General features: G+C 60.4%; 24 protein-coding genes. 9 read left to right on the top strand and 15 right to left on the bottom strand.

Going from position 1 to position 17,147, the window contains the following annotated elements:
- The 4 genes from BACI9J_RS16040 to BACI9J_RS24425 form a co-directional block, all read right to left on the bottom strand.
- Positions 1 to 1,945, bottom strand: a 1,945-nt coding sequence (locus BACI9J_RS16040; RefSeq protein ID WP_159735248.1) for an HNH endonuclease signature motif containing protein, incomplete at its 3' end; no start/stop codon positions are given.
- A gap of 52 nt (positions 1,946 to 1,997) precedes the next feature.
- Positions 1,998 to 2,492, bottom strand: coding sequence for a DinB family protein (locus tag BACI9J_RS16035; protein WP_159735247.1), 495 nt, complete (start codon positions 2,490 to 2,492; stop codon positions 1,998 to 2,000).
- The gene (locus tag BACI9J_RS16030; protein ID WP_159735246.1) at positions 2,489 to 2,920 is read right to left on the bottom strand and encodes a VOC family protein; all 432 of its coding nucleotides are present in this window, start codon (positions 2,918 to 2,920) and stop codon (positions 2,489 to 2,491) included. Before BACI9J_RS16030 ends, BACI9J_RS16035 begins: the two co-directional genes overlap by 4 nt.
- 199 nt (positions 2,921 to 3,119) lie before the next feature.
- On the bottom strand, positions 3,120 to 3,287 hold the full coding sequence (locus BACI9J_RS24425; protein ID WP_209757276.1) for a hypothetical protein: 168 nt from the start codon (positions 3,285 to 3,287) through the stop codon (positions 3,120 to 3,122).
- Here BACI9J_RS24425 and BACI9J_RS16025 point away from each other — a divergent pair.
- Together BACI9J_RS16025 and BACI9J_RS16020 are read left to right on the top strand one after the other, a co-directional pair.
- On the top strand, positions 3,262 to 3,576 hold the full coding sequence (locus BACI9J_RS16025) for a hypothetical protein (protein ID WP_159735245.1): 315 nt from the start codon (positions 3,262 to 3,264) through the stop codon (positions 3,574 to 3,576). The genes BACI9J_RS24425 and BACI9J_RS16025 overlap by 26 nt on opposite strands.
- Positions 3,577 to 3,652: 76 nt before the next feature.
- Positions 3,653 to 4,342 carry a hypothetical protein gene (locus BACI9J_RS16020; RefSeq protein ID WP_159735244.1) on the top strand — a complete coding sequence of 230 codons (690 nt, stop codon included), beginning with the start codon at positions 3,653 to 3,655 and terminating at the stop codon, positions 4,340 to 4,342.
- Positions 4,343 to 4,456: 114 nt separating this feature from the next.
- Here the strand turns inward: BACI9J_RS16020 and BACI9J_RS16015 are convergent, their stop codons facing one another.
- Both BACI9J_RS16015 and BACI9J_RS24420 read right to left on the bottom strand, forming a co-directional pair.
- Positions 4,457 to 4,957 carry a GNAT family N-acetyltransferase gene (locus tag BACI9J_RS16015; RefSeq protein WP_159735243.1) on the bottom strand — a complete coding sequence of 167 codons (501 nt, stop codon included), beginning with the start codon at positions 4,955 to 4,957 and terminating at the stop codon, positions 4,457 to 4,459.
- An 88-nt stretch (positions 4,958 to 5,045) separates the two neighbouring features.
- A complete protein-coding gene (locus tag BACI9J_RS24420) occupies positions 5,046 to 5,477 on the bottom strand; it encodes a hypothetical protein (protein ID WP_236558727.1) in 432 nt (143 codons plus the stop codon).
- Between the two features lie 267 nt (positions 5,478 to 5,744).
- Here BACI9J_RS24420 and BACI9J_RS16005 point away from each other — a divergent pair, with 267 nt between their 5' ends.
- Together BACI9J_RS16005 and BACI9J_RS16000 are read left to right on the top strand one after the other, a co-directional pair.
- Entirely contained in the window at positions 5,745 to 6,482 is a 738-nt protein-coding gene (locus BACI9J_RS16005; RefSeq protein ID WP_159735242.1) for an ANTAR domain-containing response regulator, read from the top strand.
- Positions 6,483 to 6,656: 174 nt separating this feature from the next.
- Positions 6,657 to 8,021, top strand: coding sequence for an MFS transporter (locus BACI9J_RS16000; protein WP_159735241.1), 1,365 nt, complete (start codon positions 6,657 to 6,659; stop codon positions 8,019 to 8,021).
- Positions 8,022 to 8,032: 11 nt separating this feature from the next.
- Here BACI9J_RS16000 and BACI9J_RS15995 read toward each other — a convergent pair whose 3' ends face one another.
- Positions 8,033 to 8,245 (bottom strand): hypothetical protein, encoded by a 213-nt coding sequence (locus BACI9J_RS15995; protein ID WP_159735240.1) that lies wholly within the window; start codon positions 8,243 to 8,245, stop codon positions 8,033 to 8,035.
- A 168-nt stretch (positions 8,246 to 8,413) separates the two neighbouring features.
- Here BACI9J_RS15995 and BACI9J_RS15990 point away from each other — a divergent pair, with 168 nt between their 5' ends.
- From BACI9J_RS15990 to BACI9J_RS15980, 3 genes are read left to right on the top strand one after another with little or no spacing between them, the layout of a single operon-like run.
- On the top strand, positions 8,414 to 9,409 hold the full coding sequence (locus BACI9J_RS15990) for an NADP-dependent oxidoreductase (RefSeq protein ID WP_159735239.1): 996 nt from the start codon (positions 8,414 to 8,416) through the stop codon (positions 9,407 to 9,409).
- Between the two features lie 27 nt (positions 9,410 to 9,436).
- Complete coding sequence (locus tag BACI9J_RS15985) at positions 9,437 to 10,288, top strand: alpha/beta fold hydrolase (RefSeq protein WP_159735238.1); 852 nt, start codon at positions 9,437 to 9,439, stop codon at positions 10,286 to 10,288.
- A gap of 44 nt (positions 10,289 to 10,332) precedes the next feature.
- Positions 10,333 to 10,935: a TetR/AcrR family transcriptional regulator gene (locus BACI9J_RS15980; protein WP_159735237.1), complete on the top strand. Its 603-nt coding sequence runs from the start codon at positions 10,333 to 10,335 to the stop codon at positions 10,933 to 10,935.
- A 20-nt stretch (positions 10,936 to 10,955) separates the two neighbouring features.
- On the opposite strand, the gene BACI9J_RS15975 is transcribed toward BACI9J_RS15980, so the two are convergent.
- A complete protein-coding gene (locus tag BACI9J_RS15975) occupies positions 10,956 to 12,143 on the bottom strand; it encodes a TerC family protein (protein WP_159735236.1) in 1,188 nt (395 codons plus the stop codon).
- A gap of 180 nt (positions 12,144 to 12,323) precedes the next feature.
- Between BACI9J_RS15975 and BACI9J_RS15970 the strand changes: the two genes are divergently transcribed.
- Together BACI9J_RS15970 and BACI9J_RS15965 are read left to right on the top strand one after the other, a co-directional pair.
- On the top strand, positions 12,324 to 12,767 hold the full coding sequence (locus tag BACI9J_RS15970) for a hypothetical protein (protein WP_159735235.1): 444 nt from the start codon (positions 12,324 to 12,326) through the stop codon (positions 12,765 to 12,767).
- On the top strand, positions 12,764 to 13,069 hold the full coding sequence (locus BACI9J_RS15965) for a winged helix-turn-helix domain-containing protein (protein ID WP_159735234.1): 306 nt from the start codon (positions 12,764 to 12,766) through the stop codon (positions 13,067 to 13,069). Before BACI9J_RS15970 ends, BACI9J_RS15965 begins: the two co-directional genes overlap by 4 nt.
- Positions 13,070 to 13,231: 162 nt before the next feature.
- Here BACI9J_RS15965 and BACI9J_RS24415 read toward each other — a convergent pair whose 3' ends face one another.
- The 7 genes from BACI9J_RS24415 to BACI9J_RS24400 form a co-directional block, all read right to left on the bottom strand.
- Positions 13,232 to 13,786: a hypothetical protein gene (locus tag BACI9J_RS24415; RefSeq protein WP_236558726.1), complete on the bottom strand. Its 555-nt coding sequence runs from the start codon at positions 13,784 to 13,786 to the stop codon at positions 13,232 to 13,234.
- A gap of 313 nt (positions 13,787 to 14,099) precedes the next feature.
- Positions 14,100 to 14,333, bottom strand: a complete 234-nt coding sequence (locus BACI9J_RS15955; RefSeq protein WP_236558725.1) for a DNA/RNA non-specific endonuclease — start codon at positions 14,331 to 14,333, stop codon at positions 14,100 to 14,102.
- A gap of 8 nt (positions 14,334 to 14,341) precedes the next feature.
- On the bottom strand, positions 14,342 to 14,464 hold the full coding sequence (locus BACI9J_RS24645; protein ID WP_268891974.1) for a hypothetical protein: 123 nt from the start codon (positions 14,462 to 14,464) through the stop codon (positions 14,342 to 14,344).
- 76 nt (positions 14,465 to 14,540) lie between these two features.
- Complete coding sequence (locus BACI9J_RS24410) at positions 14,541 to 15,095, bottom strand: hypothetical protein (RefSeq protein WP_236558724.1); 555 nt, start codon at positions 15,093 to 15,095, stop codon at positions 14,541 to 14,543.
- Positions 15,096 to 15,182: 87 nt separating this feature from the next.
- Positions 15,183 to 15,851: a hypothetical protein gene (locus BACI9J_RS15945; protein WP_201296595.1), complete on the bottom strand. Its 669-nt coding sequence runs from the start codon at positions 15,849 to 15,851 to the stop codon at positions 15,183 to 15,185.
- A gap of 84 nt (positions 15,852 to 15,935) precedes the next feature.
- Positions 15,936 to 16,592, bottom strand: a complete 657-nt coding sequence (locus tag BACI9J_RS24405) for a hypothetical protein (protein ID WP_236558723.1) — start codon at positions 16,590 to 16,592, stop codon at positions 15,936 to 15,938.
- Between the two features lie 4 nt (positions 16,593 to 16,596).
- A complete protein-coding gene (locus tag BACI9J_RS24400) occupies positions 16,597 to 17,100 on the bottom strand; it encodes a DNA/RNA non-specific endonuclease (RefSeq protein WP_236558722.1) in 504 nt (167 codons plus the stop codon).
- Positions 17,101 to 17,147: the final 47 nt, after the last annotated feature.

The raw sequence follows: 17,147 nt of genomic DNA, 5'->3' as shown, positions 1-17,147 counted from the left end.
GGGGTGGGGGGATGAACCAGGGGACGCCTGTTTTCATATCGATGCGCCAATGTTCTTTGTGGATGAGGTGGTGGTGGTGGCTGCAGAGCAGGGTGCCGTTGTCTGTTGAGGTGGTGCCGCCGTGTGACCAGTAGGTGGTGTGGTGGGCTTCGCACCAGGGTGCGGGCATGGTGCAGTCGGGGAAGGCGCAGCCTTGGTCTCGGGCGGTGATGGCTTTGCGGATGTGGGGTGGGAAGATGCGGGTGGTGCGGCCGATGTCCAGGACGCGGGAGTCGCTGCCGAGCAGTATGGGGATGATGTCGGCGTCGCAGGCGATTTTGCGGATGGTGTTCGGGTGGATCGGGCCCAGGAACGTCGCTGTGCCCGTCCCTAGACCTGCACCGGCATCTGTCCCCGTCCCTGTCGCTGTGTCTGTGCCGCGTTGTTTGTGCTGGGTGGCTTGGTTGTGGCTGTTTACTTGTCCGAGGAGTTCTTGGTAGCCGATGGTGATGGCGAGTTGGGGTCGGTAGCCGCCGTTGGAGGGGAGTTTTGCGGTGGTCATCGCGACGTTGCAGGCGCCGACGAGGCCGTTGAGGAGTTTCTGTGCCCGGGAGCGGCGGTCGAGTTCAGGACCAGCGCTGGCTCCCACCTTGCCGGCTCCAACACCGCTGGCTTTCGCGCCACTCCCGGCCCCATTCCCGGCGACCGTGCCGGTGTCGCCCCCTGCGTCGGTGTCGGTGGCGGTGTCACTGTCTGCGCCACTGCCGGTGTTGGTGGTGAGTCGGGGGTTGGTGGCGGTGTTCATGACGGTGGTGAGGGTTTCGTATTGTTCGTCGGTGGCGAAGATTTCGATGTGGTGCAGCCCGTAGCGGCGTCGGTTGCGCAGGAACGCGCCTTGGTGTTGGCGGAGGACTTCTTCGGAAGGTTCGGGACCGTCTTGGTCGATGGAGTCGATCCAGCGTTTGGTCATGGTGGTGACGAAGTCCGGGTCGGTTTCGGTCGCGGTGATGGTCAGGGAGTGTTCCATCCGGGTGATGGTGTCCTGATCGGTGAGGAGCCGGACTTTGTCCAGGGCGGTACTGATGATCGTCGCCGACCGGGAGGACACCAGCCCGGACTCAACGGCCTGGGCGAGGGTTTCGCGGCGGGCCGGGATCTCTTGGCCGGTCATCCCCGCCTGGGGAAGGAGGTTGGGGGCGAGGGCGAGCCGGCGCCGTGCTTCACCGATCCCGATCCGCAACCGTGCCCGAAGGAACTGCGCCGCGTCCCGATACCCATCATCCAAAAACTGGGCTGCCTGAGTGGAGCGTTGATCTCCGGCGGAACCTGACGCCGTGTCGGTTCCCGGCACCGGGTCAGTCCAGCCCGTCCGCCACTCCGGCATAGCTCCGGCTGCTCCTGCGGACGACGGCCGCGCAGCACCGGCTTGCTGTGCTTCGTTCCGGGCCCGTTCCACCGCCTGCGCCGCAACAATCTGCAAGAACTCCACCGACCGGGAGATCTCCTCAACCCTTCCCGCAAAATCAGCAGCCTCCACAAACCCCAACAACCGCACCTCATCAATGACGGTTTCACGAAGCGTCCTCAAAGCTTCATCAACCTGCTCAAGCGGCGCCGCCATCATTCCGGAAGCGCCCTGGCCAGCCACCGAGAGGGGAACCGCGCGTCGGTTATCTCCCTGATCCACGGACTGATCCACGGACTTACCAGTCAGCACGCTTCCTGACCTGGCGCCCGCCTCAGCAGTGCCCCTGGATGAGCCACTCCATGACTCCAGCCCGGAAAGCAGCTCAGCGTTTCCAGAGGTACCCGCGAGGGTCTCCGCCGCCGTCGTGTACCTAAACGCATGCTCACAAGCGGGCACCCGGGCAGGTCCACTGGAAGAGGTCAGGGCGCGTTGACGCAGCAAAGCGTAGGCGCGCTGCGAAGCCGGCCGCCCTGCCACGATCTGCCCGATGATTCCCATACAAGAACCCTGTCACGGGGCTCTGACATTTTTAGCGGACGCGACTAAGCGGCTATCTGGTAACCTGCTCCCGCAAAATATCGGCATGACCGCAGTGCTGAGCCAGCTCCCGCAGCATGTGCAGATACACCCACCTGAGCGGCAGCGGACCGCGTCGGTTGCCCAGTACAAGATCATCAAGTCCGAGGGGAGCGGCGGCACGCCTGGAAGCTTCGCACGCTTCCTGGTGAGCCGCCCGGATGCTGGCAATGGTGTCCGAGTCGTCCAGAATAAACGACTCGTCAGGCGTGGCCGGGATGCCAATCTCGCTGCGGGGCCGGGACGTAATGGCTTCGTCGAACCAGACCTTTTCCACGAAGGTCACGTGCTTCACCAAGCCCAATAGTGTTGTGCGGGAAGGCACCAGAGAGCGGCGCGCTTGCTCTTCACTGAGTCCGTCCAAGCACTCGTTGAGGGCCCTGCGGTGCTCGTCCAGGAAGGCGTCGAACTGCGCACGGGCGTCCTGTTGAATGACGTCCTCAGCGAATGTGGGAGGTGTGACGCTCATCCGAAAACCACCGTCCCGTCGTCGGCAATGCGCCAGCCGGGGTTGTGCGCGATCTCCCGGACAATGCCGTTGGGGTCCTTGACGTGGCCGTGGAAGATGCCGCCGAAAGCGCCGGCTTGGGCGGGCTTCAGCACAGTGGCCCCGGCTGCGGTCAGGGCGTCGATGGTGCTGGAGACTTCAGTCGCGCTGCCCACGTTGTGGGAGAGTGTCACTCCGCTGACTCCCGGCGTCGGGGCAGTTGCGCCGAGGTCCTGATCGAACTTTTCGGCGTCGAACAGGCCCAGCATCAGCCCTGGTGCAATCTGGAAGAAGATGATCTCGCCGGGAACATCCATGGCCGGATCCCAGCCCAGCCCTTCCTTGTAGAAGGCGCGCGCGGCGTCCAGGTCCTTTGTGGCGAACGTGAGGAAATGCAGTCGCTGGTCCATACGGGAATCGTAGCGGGAAGGTCCGTCCGTGTGCGCTGAAACGCACGACGGCGGCCGGCGGCTGTCATCACAGCGATACAACCTTTGAGGTGCTTCTGCAACGATCCGGTGGTCATTCAGGAGCACCAAGGACTTGGGCGGCACCGCACGAGAACAATAGGGACATGGTTTCCTTTGCCGGCCTAATCCCACGTCGAACTCAACGCCTGGCTTTGATGTTGTGGGCCGCGACGATGGTGATGCTGGCTTCTTCGGGTTGCGGCCCCTCGGTGGGCGGGGCGCCGCCGTGTTCGCCGCCCGAGTATGCCGTGAGTCCGTCCTCGGCCAAACCGGGCGATACTGTGACCGTCTCCGCACCTGATGCCACGTGCGATCCCCGGTACGGTGCCGACGCCCGGATCAGTATTGTCCTCGTTGATGCGGCCGGGATAGAGGTACTCAAAACAACGGCGCCCATGGCCGACGCCGGCGGGTTCAGCGCCGTCGTCGAAATCCCTATACAGTCCGCCAAGGGTGTCATGGCGGTGAATGCCATGCCCCACGGTGTCGACTGGTGTGATGACACTGGGCGGAACAACCGCGTGGGCCGGGGTGAGCTGCCGCTCGAGAGGGCTTCGTGCGCCCTGCCCACCAAGCCGCTCAACATCACGAACTAAACCCTCTTGGTGCCCCCTTTGTGCTCAATCTGGCGGGTCCTGTTGAGACCCGGACCGAGCGTGGGAGGATGGAGCAGTGGAACCCCTCTTCGACTTCCTTGGCAGTTACTGGTGGCTCATTTTCCCGATCGGCGGCATGGCTGGTGGCTGGGCAAGGTCGTGGTCCAAGGCCAGCGAAGAACGGCACCGCCGCAAGGTGGAGCTGCTGAAGTTGCAGAACCAGCTGGCCGTGCATGAGGAAGCCAACCAGGCCGAGGTAGTCTCGCTGATTGCAGCGCACGATTCCGTGAATCACCGGTGGCTTGAGTACGAGCTGGATGTGGGTAACCTCATCGATTTCCCGCTCATGACCGACGTTCGCGAACCGCTCACGGTAGCGTTCCTGCGTGCCAAGAAAGAGGCCGACGGCTTGCGTCCCGCCACGCCTGAGGAGATCTCGACGCCGGCCCGGCTGGCTGAGTATCGGGCAGCTGTCCACAGCTACGAACTCGCTTTTGATGTTGCTGAACGGGAAGCACGGCGGATCAAGGACAGCAACTTCTCCGGCCCGGAGCGTCAAAGGCTGGCCACTGCACGGAAGCTCCTGCGCATCGCTGAGGACACCGCCGCTACCCCCGCCGAACGTCAAACGGCGTACAAGCGCGCCCGCAAGGAACTCGATGGTCTGATCGTCCTGCCGGAAGCGACCGTTGCCGCGCTGGAGAGCAAGATCATCAGCATGCTGGATACCCGCAAGGACCCCGAGCCGGACTCTCAATCCGCGTGACGCCCAACGGCGTGGCTTCCTGACCTTCTTTGAACTCCGAAGCCTCAGAATGCAACCGAAATTGGCTGTCTTTGGGCGTTCCAAGATTCAAAGCGGGTGGGGACGCCACATCAATTAGCCGAACTCCACGCCCATCACGGTCCGCACCATGGATCCGCCCAGGTCGTCTTCCAGTTGTTGCATTCCAAGATGCTCAGCAACGCGCCGCGAAGCCACGTTGTCCGGGTGAATGATGGCAACAAGGAGCGGCACCCCGAGGACCTCGCGAGCGAATTCGCGGCATGCCAACGCAGCCTCCGTTGCATAACCCAAACCTTGAAGATCGCGGCGAACGTGGTAGCCCACCTCAAGTTCGGACCGCCCGTTGACCTGTTGCCACGTCAATCCGCAGTCGCCAACGAACCCGCCGTCGCGCGTTTCAATGATCCATAACCCGTATCCGTGGCGGGCGTAGTTGGACTGGTTCCACTCGATCCAGGCCGCTGATTCATCCCGGGATTTGGGCGCCGGATAATACGTCATCACCTCTGGATCACCCAGCATGGAGCTCATAGAATCCAGATCAGCCATGGTCATCTCGCGGAAGCGCAGCCGGGCCGTGAGGTGGGGAAGCATCCCCGCAGCTTACCTGCCTCAGAGCTGCGCGCACCGCCGTCGAGGCCGATGAAAGGCTCGACGGCGGACGCTTCCCAGCGCTGTTGGTTTAGCCCCGGCCCATGCTCGTTGACGGGTCGCCGCCACCTTCCGAGGGGTCGGCGCGCAGGTCGTCGGGATCGTCGGTGGGCAGCCCTGCCGGACCTGAGACGTCGTCGGACCTGGCAGAAGCGTCAGTAGCCGTTTGGCTGTCGTGGCGGGCACCGGCGTCGTTCGTGTCTGTGTCTACAGTGTTCGAGCCACCCTGCGTTGCCGTGTTGCCATCAGCTGTCCCGCTCGCCGTGTGGCTCCGCTGGGTGTTATCCGGCGTGAGGTCCTCGTCCATGGCGTTGGAGCCTTCGCTGATGGAGGAGTGAACCTGGATGTCGTCGTCCTTCTCGCCGGGCTCGGGGACTTGCCCGTCGTTAACGGGATCGGAAGTGCCGGCCAGGTCTTCCATCGCGTTTTCAGTGGCCTTGCGAATGCTGTCTTCAACGCCCATGAGATGACTCCTTTGCACGAATAGTCCGTATCACGGATCTCGGTTTGTATTAGTAAGCCTACTTACTTCAGTGATCATGTGAAACCGTTACCGGGGTTGACAAATGGCTCTCCTTTACTCATGTATCCGCAGGTCAAGACCACTCGTGCCGCACTTTGTACCGTTGATCGTTGGACGATAAGGTATTTCCAGACCGTTTTGCAGAGGGCGGCAATATTCGCTCCTTTGCTGTCTGCTGGGGACGCATTTCAGTCAGTAGGAACGTGCATGGTCAACCCCCGCCCTGAGCAGGAAGCTCTCCAGAATGGATACTTTTTGGATCTAGTCCTGGGCAGCGAAGACGTCGAAGCTTTTCTCGGCGAGCTCGCGGCTTTCTCCGCCGAAAGCCTCTCGCACCCGGAAGCGCCCGTCTTCTGTGGCATCACCGTATTGCGTCGTAAGAAGTCGGCCACCGCGGCCAGCAGCGACGATCGCGCCCGAGCAATGGATGAGCTTCAGAACGACTTTGATGGCCCATGTCTCACGGCCATGGACAAGCTCACGCCGGTTATGGTCCCTGATCTTCTCCGGGAACACCGTTGGCCGGAGTATGTGCAGGCCGCCTCCGACTCGGGCTTGCGATCCATCCTGAGCGTCCCTCTCCTTGTCGAAGGCGATACCCGGGCAGCCTTGAACCTATACTCCGAGCAGCCCGACTCTTTTAGCGCCGAGGACGTGGAGCGGGCTGAGGTTTTCGCCTCCCACGCCTCCAAGTCATTGCGGCTTGCCTTGAAGATTGCGCAACTGAGCGACGCCCGGAACGACCTTGCCGCCGCCATGCAGTCCCGCACGGTGATCGACCTTGCGGTAGGGGCCATCATGGCGCAGAACCATTGCAGCCAGGACGAGGCCTTCACCATCCTCCGTACCGCTTCCAGCAATCGCAACATCAAGCTCCGGCATTTGGCGAAGTCCATCATTTCCGCTGTCTCCTCGGGGAAGATCACCACGCACTTCGAGGAATAGACGAATTCTTGCTGGATCATCGCCCAGCCCACTAAAGGGCCCCCTTGAAATCCCGGGCGTTTGTGTGTGAGCGAACCCCGATGATCCAGCAAAAAATTTCGCCCAAGCAACACGTCCGTCCGCTCTGTGACCCGGTTTCGTGACCCAAGGCAACCATGGAGCAGACTTAGACGGGTGACCGCCAAGAAACCACGTCCCGGCCTCGCGATTGCTGCGCTGAGCCTCGGGACGGCGCTGAATCCGTTGAACTCGTCCATGATCGCCGTCGCGTTGGTGGTCTTGCGGGAACATTTCGAGCTCGACGTCGCCACTGTCACCTGGGTGATCACCTCGTTCTACCTGGCGTCCGCGGCGGGCCAACCGCTCATGGGCCGGCTCGCGGATCGCTTCGGCCCGCGGCGGCTCTTCATGTTCGGCATGGCTTTGGTGGCGGTGACGTGCGCCATCGCGCCGTTCCTGCCCAACTTCGCTTTGGTCTGCGTGGCCCGCGCGCTCATGGCTGTAGGGACCGCGACGGCGTACCCGTCCGCCGTCGTGATGGTCACCGCGCTGAGCCGGCTGGCCAACTTGCCGTCCACTCGGCCGTTGGGCCGGATCCAGATGGCAAACACGTCCGCTGCCGCAATCGGCCCTGTGGTGGGCGGGCTTCTGGTGAGCCTGGTGGGGTGGCAGGCGCTGTTCGCCATCAACGTGCCCATCGCATTGTTGGCATTGTTGGTTGTCCGCCAAACCGCGCCCGCAGATGCCGGGCGCGAGACCGGCAAACTCGGCCAGCTGATCCGCGATTCCGACATCCCCGGCATCCTGGCTTTCGTCACCTCGCTGATGCTGGCCATGATGGCGCTGCTCAACGTACTGCCCGGCTACCGCTGGTACCTGCTGGGCGCCGCCACCGTGATCGGCGCGCTGTTTGCCTGGCGCGAGCTGCGTTTCCAGCCGCCGTTCCTGGACCTTCGCCTACTCGGCCGGAACCGGCCGCTGCTGTTGGTCTATCTGTTGTTTGTGGTCTTCAGCGGTGTCTACTACTTTGCGTTCTTCGGCCTTCCGCAGTTGCTGCAGGAGGCGGGGAATTACGACGCCGGTGTGGTGGGCCTGCTCATGCTGCCCCTTGCGGCGTTGTCGGTTGTGGTGACACCACTGACCGTCCGGTTCATTGAGCGGTTCGGCGTACGTCCGGTACTCATCACCGGGGTGTTGATTTTGACCGTTGCCGCCGGCACTCTGGGGTTCCTGACCATGACTTTGTGGGCTCCGCTGGTGTTCGTGCTCACTGCTTTGATGGGTGTTCCTTACGGCGTAGTGAGTACCGCGTCAAACCAGGGCTTGTACGTTTCGGCGCGTCCCGAAGAGCGGGGAGTGGCTGCCGGGATTTTCCAGACGTGTAGGTACCTTGGGGCCATCACTGCGACCGTGTTGATCGGTGTGCTGTATGGTCCGGGAGTGAACCAGGCCAATTGGGGGATCATGGTCCTGGTGATGCTTGGCCTCAGCGCTGTGGTGCTGGTGCTCGCCGTGATGTGGCGGAAGCCCGCGGTTTAGGGGTTCCGCACCTACTGGCCGGTGTGCTGGGCGCAGTGCTCGCAGCAGAACATGCCGGTTTCGTTTTCGACGCCGTGACCCAGGATGCGGCAGCCGCAGTGGCCGCAGTTGGGGGCCATCGCGTGGATGGCGCATTCGAAGCTGTCGTAGGTGCCGGTTCGCTCTCCTTGGGTGATGGTGAAGGTTTTGTCGTAGTCATTGCCGCACATGTCGCAGGTTGCCATGGTGATCTCCCTTGTCCAATTGGCGGACCCCGGTTCCCGCCGGAGGTGAGAGCCGGGATGCCACCAAGCTAAGCATGCTTACTATTTCCCATCAAGGGGTTTTTCTTGCTTAAATAACTGAGTGCACTCATAATTGAGTTAAGTCAGTAAAAATCAAAGGAGCCCCCGGTGAAAGCCTTCGTCCTCACGCAGTACAAAGAACCGTTGCAGCAGCAGGACGTCCCCGAGCCTGTGCTCGGAGACCATGAGGTACTGGTGGACGTGAAAGCCGCGGGCCTTAACCAGCTGGACGAGAAGATCCGGCTGGGGGAGTTCAAGCAGATCCTCCCGTACAAACTGCCTCAGGTTCTTGGCCATGACGTGGCAGGCGTCGTCCTCGAGGTCGGCGCTAAGATTCAGTCCTTCAAGCCTGGCGACGAAGTGTTCGGGCGGCCCAGCAATGACAGCATCGGAACGTTCGCGGAGCGCGTCGCCGTTGCCGAGGAGGACCTGGCCATCAAGCCGGCAACCGTCAGCATGGAAGAGGCCGGCTCGCTTCCACTGGTGGCGTTGACCGCCTGGCAAGCACTCGTGGAGCGCGGCTCGGTGAGGCCCGGGCAGAAGGTACTCATCCATGCCGGCGCCGGGGGAGTGGGATCCATTGCCATCCAGCTTGCCAAGTACCTCGGAGCAACGGTGGCCACTACGGTCAGCGCCGGAAACATGGACTTTGCCCGGGAACTCGGCGCGGACGTGGTGATCGACTACCGAAGCGAAGATTTCGCGGAGATTCTCCACGACTATGACTTCGTCTTGGACAGCCTCGGCGGCGAGAACCTTGAGCGGTCCCTGAAGGTTCTGAAGAAGGGAGGCAAGGCCATTGGCATCGCTGGGCCGCCGGACGCCGGTTTCGCACGCCAGCTAGGCGGGAACCCGGTACTGCTGGGCGCCATGACCCTCCTCAGCTCGGGAATCCGCCGCAAAGCCCGGCGTCTGGGAGTCACCTACGAATTCCTCTTTATGCAGGCAAGCGGCCAGCAGTTGCGCGGGATTGCAGCACTCATCGATGCCGGAAACATCAAACCGGTAGTGGGGCGGGTAGTCCCGTTCGATCAGACCTCCGATGTCCTGGCGGCAATGGAAAAGGGCGGGGTCCGCGGCAAGACCGTCGTCAGCCATCTCTAACCACCCACACCGACAGGACAAATCATCATGAGCAGTGAACAGCACAACCAGCCTTATATGCAGGTGCCTACAAAAACCGTGACGGCCAACGGCGTCAGCTACGCATACCGTGAGATGGGGCCCAAGGGCGGAGTTCCGGTAGTTTTCCTGATTCACCTTGCCGGGACCATGGACAACTGGGATCCGCGCATCATCGAGCCCATCGCTGCGAAACACCACGTGATCACCTTCAGCAACCGGGGTGTCGGCGCATCCACAGGGTCTGTTCCGGACACCATCGAAGGGATGGCTGACGACGCCGCGAGCTTCATCAAAGCCCTCGGATATCCGCAAGTGGACCTTTTCGGATTCTCGCTCGGTGGCATGATTGCCCAGTCGCTGGTCCTCAAACACCCTGGCCTCGTCCGGAAACTTGTTCTGGCCGGCACGGGCCCTGCCGGTGGGGAGGGCATCCAGAAGATTATGGGGACCACCTACTACGACGTTCTCCGGGGCGCCCTCACCCGGCAGGACCCCAAAGAGTTCCTGTTCTTCAACCGGAATGCCACCGGCAAACCCGCCGCCAGGGCGTTCATTAACCGGCTCAAGGAGCGGACCACCAACCGCGAGGCACCCATCAAGCTCAAGGCGTTCCACACCCAACTAAAGGCCATCAAACGGTGGGGACTGTCGCCGTCGGCCGATCTGGGCGTCATCACGCAGCCGACGCTGATCGCCAACGGCGATAACGACCGCATGGTGCCCTCAGTGCTTTCCAGCGACATGCTCCGGAGGATTCCCGGCAGTGAGCTGGTCATCTACCCAGACTCCGGGCACGGCGGCATCTTCCAGTTCCATGACAGGTTCGTCCCGGTAGCCCTCGAATTCCTGGCCCGCTGATGCGCAGGCCCGCTGATTCTTCAGCCCGCTGATACGGTAGCTAAATGCAGCCTGCGCCCCAGACACTTGGCCGACGTGAGCGGAATAAGCAGGAAAAGCTTGACCGCATCACCGCGGCCGCACGAGACCTTTTCACCCGGTTTGGAGTGGATGAAGTCACCACCCAGCAGGTGGCTGAGAAGGCCGACGTCGGATCGGGAACCTTGTTCTTGTACGCGAAGACCAAGGCGGAGCTACTGCTGTTGGTCCACAACGCCAAGTACGCTCAGGCGCTTGAAGCCGGGGTAGAGGCCGCTGCCCGGGAGAAGACTGTGCTCGACGCGGTGATGGCCATCATCCGGCCCATCATTGAGTGCAACCGGGTACAGATTGAGAACGGCAGAACCTATCTGAAAGAGATCGTCTTCGGCGACCTGGCTGAGCCTCACCATGCCGAGGCGCTGGCCCTCACTCAACGGACGGAAGCCGCCGTCGTCGATGTCCTGAACCGTGACAAGCGGCTGGCGGCGCGGGGAGCTGAAAAGCTGGCCGGAATCATCTCTGCCATCATGTTCATCAGCATGACGTCCTCGGCGACCATCGAACTGACAGCCGCCCAGGTTGGCGACGAGATTCGGGATCAGATCAGCGTGCTCCTGGGCGCCTGACTTTAGCGCTTGGGCGGGTCCTAGCGGTTAAGGAACGCCTCGTGCTGGCGGTGCGCTTCCTTCACCTGCTCGCGGATGGTGTCCACGTCCTTGGCCTTGTTCCGGTACTTCAGGGGCATCTGTACGATCTGCGCTTCCTCAGCCGTCAGCGCGCGGTAGATTCGCTCGCGCTCGTTGGCGTCGGCGGTGTAGTCGAGGTCCAAATAATCGACGGCGTGACGGCGGGCGTTGTTGATGGCCGTTTGGGCTTTGCCCGCCGGACTGATCAGTGAGAGCACCACGGTGATGATCAGGACGCCGATGATGACGCTGAGTGAGAGGCCCGTGGTGATTTCGATGACGTTAACGTGCTCGCCGTCGTTGATGAACGGCAGGTTGTTCTCGTGCAGGGCGTGCAGGATCAGTTTCACGCCGATGAACGCGAGGATTGCGGCCAAGCCGTAGGAAAGGTAGATGAGGCGGTCCAGCAGTCCGTCGATCAGGAAGTACAGCTGGCGCAAGCCCATCAGTGAGAACGCCGTGGCTGTGAACACGATGAAGACGTTCTGGGTCAGGCCGAAGATGGCCGGGATGGAGTCCAGGGCGAAGAGGATGTCCGTGCCGCCGATCGCCACCATCACCAGCAGCATGGGAGTCAGGGCCCTCTTGCCGTTCACGACGGTGAAGAGCTTGTCGCCGTCGTACTTATCTGTGGTGTGGAAGAGCTTCTTGGCTATTCGGATGATGAAGTTATTGGCCTGACCATCCCCGTGGTCGCCGGGCTTGAGCAGGTTGCCTGCCGTCAGGAGCAGGATGAGCCCGAAGATGTAGAACACCCATGCGAAAGAGTTGATCAGCGCCGCACCCAGGAAAATGAAGCCGGTGCGGGCAATCAGGGAGAACACGATGCCGAACAGCAGGACCTTCTGCTGATCCTCACGCGGCACCCGGAAGCTCGCCATGATGATCAGGAACACGAACAGGTTGTCTACCGAGAGCGCCTTCTCCGTGATGTAACCGGCGAAGTACTCGGACCCCATCTGGCCGCCGCCGAAAATCAGGACGAGGATTCCGAAAACTATTGCCAGCCCCACATAGATGGAGGACCAGACGGCCGCCTCTTTCAGCGATGGAACGTGGGCTTTCCGGATGTGGAAGAAGTAGTCAAAGGCCAAGAGCGCCAGAATGACGACGATGGTGATGCCCCAGATGAGGGGAGAGACGGTCATATGATCCTGCTTTCGTGAGGCGCGCGAATGGTGTTGCTCACCGAGGGTCAAACTCGTGGAATCAAATTTACCGGGAGTGGTGGTGCAGGTGGTAACTCGGGAGCCATGGGAAAGTACTTGACAACTTGGAAAGTACTTTCTTATGGTGAGGTAATTGATCAGCACAACTTTGGGGGAACCATGAACGAGACCACTGGCAGCCTGTCGGCAGCAGAAGCGCGCGAACTCCTGGCGAAGGCCGACTCGGTGGGTGCTACCTCGATCAACGCGGCGGCTTGGCCGGTGGCTGTCACGTTCACCAGCCTGGCGATCATGGGGTCGCTGCTCATGATCGGGATGCACATTGTTCTGGTCGCCGGATATGGCGCGGCACTTCTGGCATGTTCGGTGGGCGCGTGGGGTGCGATCACAGCGTGCATCTGGCCCATGTTTCAAAGGTCAACCAAGGTAGGTTTCACCAAGCGGTTCCTCACGTCCCTGATCGCGTACTTCGCGCTGTACGTTGTGGCGCTTGTTGTGGGAGCCTCTTTCTTCCGGGACGGCAACCTTTGGTTCTACATCCCTGCCGCTATCGCCTTGGCCGGTATTGGCCTGGCTGCTGCCTTCCGTGAGCTGCGCGCATGAGCACACCCGCAGAACACCCTCGGCACAAGCTCAACGAGCTCGTCCACTCACCCGTCCGCTTCTCCATCATGGCTGCGCTCGCGAAGGCTGAGTCGTTGGACTTCAAGGACCTGAGGGACACGATTCAGGTCAGCGACTCGGTGTTGAGCAAGCAGCTCTCAATTCTGGAGAAGGCCGAGTTCGTGAAGATCAAAAAGAGCTTCGCCGGCAAAATGCCACGGACATCGGCCAGCCTGACGGCTGAGGGGCGGCACGTGTGGGCGGGGCACTTGCAGACTTTGCGGGAGATCGCGGGTGGCTAGCTTCTTCGGGCCGGCTCGGCGTTTGCACTCTGTAATTGCTAGAGGATGCGCATACCCGTCTTCCTTCAGGATCTGACGTTCGACGGCGGCGGGCAGGAACCGGAGGTGGCAAGACTCCCGACTGGCTGTAGTTGGCCTAACGCCGCTACCGGTCTCGGTCGTCTACGCTCCGAACAGCTTCCTGCTGATTTTGGCGAAGACACCTGGCTCTAACGAGGGGTCGATAACAGTGGGCTCGATCGAAAAGTCGGTTCCCCTGTCTGTAGCCGGTCGGCGCCGGTTCTTCCAGTCGACAGACTCAAAGTCCGGGTTGTAGATCGGCGGAGTCACGCCTTCAGCCCGGAAGATATCCCACATCCATGCCGGGATGTTGTAAACAGTCCGAGGAAAGTGGAGGAGTTCTTCTGCCCACACATTGGCATCCGATGGGTGTTCGCCGGGGTACCAATCCCCGTCGGGGCCGCGTTCGAGACGCTCCTCGTCGAATTGCTGCAGTTGGCCAGGGCGGTCAGGAAAGATCTCTACTTCAGCTGTTGTCCAGGTTCCAGCACCACGGCGGTAAGCCAGCAAACGGCACTCTTCCAACCAATCGTTCCAGGCCTCGCGGGAGAAGCGACGTTCGCCGGCCATGAAGCTCACGCCCGATTCCGCCTGCAGTGATCCATGCCACGACGTGCCCGAGACGTGATAAACAAGTGTGGCCGAAACCGAAGCCATTCCGACGGCAAACCTGATGGCCCGAACGCCTCCTGCTGAAGTCTCGCCAATCCCTGAATGATCAATGGTGCATCGGATATGTCGTAAGAGGTCAACTGCCTACACTCTCCACATCTGTCTAGTTGTTGAAAGTTCTGAATCGTGGCACGACCTTGACCAAAGCGATATTCAAGCTCCAGTTTACTAGGTAGGCCGGCTTTGGTCCCCGGGAGCATACGCATCTCCCATGTCAGAAAAATTATTCTTCCTAAGGTCGTTGGGTGCGCCGGCTTTTCGGTTCTGCCATTCGTGGTGGGGGAAAACGCCTGCGCCTTCACCGATGAATTCCCAGGGCGGACGGGGCAGCATGTCCGCCGTCGTAGCCGGGACCGCCAAGCCAGCCGGCTTTGCGCTGCTGATAGCCGTTCCGGTTCGAGTCGCCGACGAGGGTGGAGACGATGTGGCCCTTGGCTGATTCGAGGTGCCCGTCGCTGTCCATCTTGATCGTGAGGCTGTTTCGAAGTCCACCGTCCACTTGGGCGATGACGCTGTAGGTGACGTTGGGCATGGGCTTGTTTAGCTCCACGGACCAGGCGTCTTTGACTCCGGCGTAGTGTTCGCGATGGTCACCGTGCCGTTCTCGTCGGTATTGAAATTCTCCAGGATATTGGCGTTGTGGTCCCCGTCCGCGTCCTTCATTTTGGTGCGCTAGAGGATGCACACACGACTTCCAATTGGCTCCAGCGGCCTAGCACTGCTGACCGGTCTCGGTCTTCTATGCTCCGAAGAGTTTCTTGCTTATTTTGGTGAAGACGCCCGGCTCTAGCGAGGGATCGATCACGGTTGGCTCGACTGTAAAGTCTGTTCCTCTGTCAGTAACCGGTCGGCGCCGGTTCTTCCAATCAACAGACTTGAACTCCGGGTTGTAAATCGGCGGGGCCACGTCCTTGGCCCGGAAAACTTCCCAGAACCGAGGAGGGATGTTGTCGACAGTCCGTGGGAATCTCAGTAACTGCTGTGCCCAGGTTGCGGCTCCAGATGGCTTGGCTCCCGGGTACCATTCGCCGTCGGGTGTTCGGTCAAGAAGTTCCTCGTCGTAGAGATCAAGTCTTCCAGGAATGTTCGGAAAGACGTGAACCTCTGCTGTGGTCCAAGTGCCTCTGCCAGCCACATAGGCTGCAATTCGGCATTCATCAAGCCACCTGTTCAACGCCTCGCGAGTGAATCTTGCGCCGCGGTCGCGATCCACTACAGTCGTCCCCGAAACCATGTGCCCCCGGAGGTACAGCGACGAAGGCCGGCTCACAACGATTTCGACAACTTCGTCCATTGTTTGCGCAAAGCCGTCATGACCAAAGGCTTCACCTTGGAGTCGTTGGCTGTAGTTGGCCTAACACCGCTGACCGGTCTCGGTCGTCTATGCCCCGAACAGCTTCTTGCTGATTTTGGCGAAAACACCCGGTTCATCCGAAGAGTCGATGACTGCAGGATCCTTGGAAAAATCCGTACCAGACTCGGTAACTGGTAGGCGCTTGTTGTTCCAGTCAACGGTACCCTGCTCCCGGTTGTATAGCGGAGGTGACATGTGGGCGGCTTCTAGAATGGACCGCATCCAAGAGGGGATGTTTTCTAACGTCCGCGGAAATGCCAATAACTCGGAGGAAATGACTTCCGCTGTTCCTTTGCGTCCTGAAGTTTCCGTTGGCGGTTGAACTTCTTCATCAAAGACTTGAAGAGACCCGGAAGCTCCAGGGAAAAGATGCACTTGAGCGGTCACCCAGCTCCCGATCCCCGGCTGGTAAGCATCCTTCTTTAGCTCTTTCAACCACATCAGTTCAGATCGACGAATACGCTGGTTTGTAGTAAACATCCATTGGTCAGCCCTACGTATATCAACGTACCGGTGCGAATAACCAGCAAAGATATATTGGGTAATTAGCACCTCGTCCACATCAGTAAAGTCACCGCCTAAACCCATGCATGCCGTCTGAAGATTCACCAGAGCCTCTTGTACTTTGGTGCTGTTGGTCGAGTTACTGAAGTTAGGCACTGAGATATCTCCCTGAACGAGCAGTGCGGCCGGCATCGCTGCCTTCTATACCGGGCGGCGCCCAACCGCGGTTGATGGAGTGACGACGACGCGCACGGGTCGGGCGACGGGTGATTCGTCCTATGCGCCGAAGAGCTTCTTGCTGATCTTGGCGAAAATGCCTGGCTCAAGGGTAGGGTCGATCACCATCGGCTCGGCATCAACGTCTGTTCCGTTGTCGGTTACAGGGCGGCGCTTATTATTCCAGTCCACAGACTTGTATTGGGGATTGTAGACGGGCGGTGTTAAGCCTTCAGCTCGAATAATATCCAATATCCATGCCGGAATGTTGTCCAGGGTGCGAGGGTAGGCTAGCAACTGCTGAATCCAAGTTTGCGCACCAGCAGGATGACCGCCTGCGTCCCAGTCTCCATCGGCGTCGCGCTTGAGGTGTTCCTCGTCGAAAAAGTCCACTCTGCCGGGTGCATCTGGAAAGACGTGAACCTCGGCAGTTGTCCACGTTCCTAGCCCTGGTACGTACGCCAAGTTCCTGCACTCGGACAGCCACTCGTTGAGGGCCTGATGGGAAAAGTCATCCTCGGGACTGCGTCCCTTGTAGATGACCTGCCCCGCGGATACTTTGTAACCGTAACCAAAAGTGCTCGTTCTACGGTGCACCAGCACATGGATGACTTCGTCCATGCCGAGCGCAAAACCAGATGGCCCGAAGGCTTCTTGAGAGAGTTTTCGCAGACCCGCTACAACAAAGGGATCAGCATCAAGGTTCATGTCGCCCACCCGTTCAGCCTACTAGCTCTGGAAGATTGTTGAACTCGTTGATGGTTGGAACGTCATCATCAAAGAAGTAGGTAAGTTTTGCACTGGCAGGCATCCCCGCTCGTGGCCCTGGTACCAAGGACAGGTCCCAGGACAGGTCCACGGGACTCCCATTGGTCACTTTGTTCTTCACCTTGTTAATGACCTTCATCTCAACCTCATGAAAGTTGAAATCACTATTGGGCGTTCCTGCTTTGCGGTTCTGCCATTCGTGTTGGGGGAAGAGGCCGCCGCGTTCGCCGATGAATCCGAAGAAGGATGGTCCTGCATGTCCGCCGTCGTAGCCTGGGCCGCCGAGCCAGCCGGCTTTGCGTTGCTGATAGCCGTTACGGTTCATGTCGCCGACCAACGTGGAGACGATGTGGCCCTTGGCTGATTCAAGGTGCCCGATGCTGTCCATCTTGAGCGTGAACGTGTTCTGCAACCCACCATCGACTTGGGCGACGACGTTGTAGGTGACGTTGGGCATGGGTTTGTTCAGTTCGGGGGACCACGCGCCTTTGACCCCTGCGTATG

The sequence above is a fragment of the Arthrobacter sp. 9V genome (assembly GCF_902506065.1).
Lineage (GTDB): Bacteria > Actinomycetota > Actinomycetes > Actinomycetales > Micrococcaceae > Arthrobacter.
The sequence above is the reverse complement of the archived record's forward strand: the minus strand, read 5'-3'. Positions and strand labels throughout refer to the sequence as shown.